This is a genomic window from Actinocrinis puniceicyclus (assembly GCF_018283645.1).
In the GTDB taxonomy this organism is placed as follows: Bacteria; Actinomycetota; Actinomycetes; order Streptomycetales; family Catenulisporaceae; genus Actinocrinis; species Actinocrinis puniceicyclus.
In genome coordinates this window covers 1-2262 of record NZ_JAGSXH010000270.1, presented here as the reverse complement: position 1 = coordinate 2262, position 2262 = coordinate 1, and the positions used below count along the sequence as shown (strand labels likewise).

Here is a 2262-nt window from a genome sequence, read left to right as displayed (position 1 = left end):
GCGGCGGCGTTGCGTGCGAAGCGGGATGAGGGGGAGGCGTTCGCGGGGTTCTTGGCGCAGGCGCATGTGGCTGGGGTTGAGGTGGACTGGCCGGCGTTCTATGCGGGTACGGGTGCGCGGCGGGTGGGCCTGCCTACGTACGCGTTCCAGCGGGAGCGGTTCTGGCTTGCGCCGGGCGCTGCGGCGGGTGATCCGGGCGCTGCGGGTCTTTCCCGGTTGGAGCATCCGCTGCTGGCCGGCGCCGTGCAGGTCGGTGATCGTGACGAGTGGCTGCTGACCGGGCGCATGTCGAGCGAGAGCGCGCCGTGGGTGTCCGACCATGTGGTGTTGGGCACGGTGATCGTGCCGGGTACCGCGCTGGTCGAACTGGCCCTGACCGCCGGCACGCGGGTCGGCAGCCCGGTGATCGAAGAACTGGTCCTGGAAACGCCGCTGATCCTCACCGACAACGCCGCGCGCCTGATACAGGTCAAGGTCGGCGAGCCCGGCGAAGACGGCAACCGCGAAGTAGCGATCTACTCCCGCCCCGAGACACACAGCGAAGACGGCGAGCACGAGGTCGTCCGCCACGCGCACGGCATGCTCGGCGCGGACACAGCAACCCCGGCACCGGTGCCGTTCCCCGTCGTGTGGCCGCCAGCCGGCGCGACGCCGGTGACCGTCGACGGACTGTACCCGCGCCTTCTCGGCATGGGCTACGAGTACGGGCCCGCGTTCCAGGGACTGCGCGCCGCCTGGCGCGACGGCGACGAGGTCTACGCCGAGGTCGCGCTGCCCGAACAAGTCAACGCCGACGGCTACGGCGTACACCCGGCGCTCTTCGACGCCGTACTGCACGGCGGGTTGCTGCACAAGGAATTCGGCTCATCAGCCGACCTGCCGTTCTCCTGGTCGGGCGTGCGGATCGGCCACGGCCGCAGCACACGGGTCCGGGTGCGAATCAGCCCGGCAGGCGACGCGGCGATGCGGATCGACGTAGCCGACGAATCCGGCGCACCAGTGGTATCCGTGACCTCACTGGCCACACGGCCGGTCGACCCGGCGCAACTGGAAGCCGCGCAGCAGCGCGGCAAACAAGACTCGCTGTACCAGCTGGACTGGGTCACTGTCGCGGAGGCCGGACAGCGATCGTCGGGAAGCGCCCGGCTTGCCGTGCTGGGCGACGTCGGCGAGATGGCTGCAGGCGAGCGGTTCGCCGACTTGGCCGCGCTCGACCGGGCGCTGGCCGGCGGCGGCGCAGTGCCTGACGCGGTGCTGGTCGCCATCGGCGCGCAGCCTGGCGCGCACCGGGCGGAGGCCGCGCGGGAGACCACCGAGCACACCCTGGCCTTGTTGCGCGAATATCTGGCCGGCGAGCGGCTGAGCGACACGCGCCTGATCGTGGTGACCCGCAACGCCATCGCGGTCGACGACGAGTCACCCGACCTGGCGCTCGCGCCGGTGTGGGGTCTGGTGCGCAGCGCCCAGTCCGAGCACCCCGGCCGGTTCCTGCTGGTGGACATCGACGGCGGCGCCGCGCCCGACTGGGCGAGCATGCTCGACCTCGACGAAACCCAGTTGGCGGTGCGCGCGGGCGCAGTACTCGCGCCACGGCTGGGCCGGGCCCCGGCACCCCCGGCCGGCGGCGCGTGGCGGCTGTCGGCCGAACGGAAAGGCTCGCTGGAAGGCCTGGCCATCGTCCGCTCCGACATGGACCGGCCACTGCGCGACGGCGAGGTGCGCGTCGGGATTAGGGCCGCCGGCCTGAACTTCCGCGACGTGTTGATCGCGCTGGGCATGTACCCGGGCGAAGCGCCGCTGGGCAGCGAAGCGGCCGGCGTGGTCCTGGAAGTCGGGCCGGGTGTCACCGACCTGGCGCCGGGCGACCGGGTCATGGGCCTGGTGATGGACCCGTTCGGCTCCATCGGCATCACCGACCGGCCGATGATCGTGCCGTTCCCGGCCGAATGGTCGTTCGCGCAGGCGGCATCGGTGCCCCTGGTGTACATGACCGCGTACTACGGCCTGTCCGACCTGGCGGGCGTCAAGCGCGGCGAGCGGCTGCTGGTGCACGCCGCCGCCGGTGGCGTCGGCATGGCCGCGGTGCAGCTGGCCAGGCACTGGGGCCTAGAGGTCTTCGCCACGGCGAGCAAGCCCAAGTGGGACGCGGTGCGCGGTCTGGGTGTGGCGGCCGAGCGGATTGCTTCGTCGCGTGATCTGGGTTTCCGGGAGGCGTTCCTGGCCGCGACGGGTGGCGAGGGTGTGGATGTGGTGCTCAACGCG

1 protein-coding gene is annotated in these 2262 nt (G+C 72.0%); it reads left to right on the top strand.

The window, feature by feature from the left end:
* Positions 1 to 66: 66 nt before the first annotated feature.
* A partial coding sequence (locus KGA66_RS28645) for a SpnB-like Rossmann fold domain-containing protein (protein WP_211472676.1) occupies positions 67 to 2262 on the top strand: 2196 nt, incomplete at its 3' end.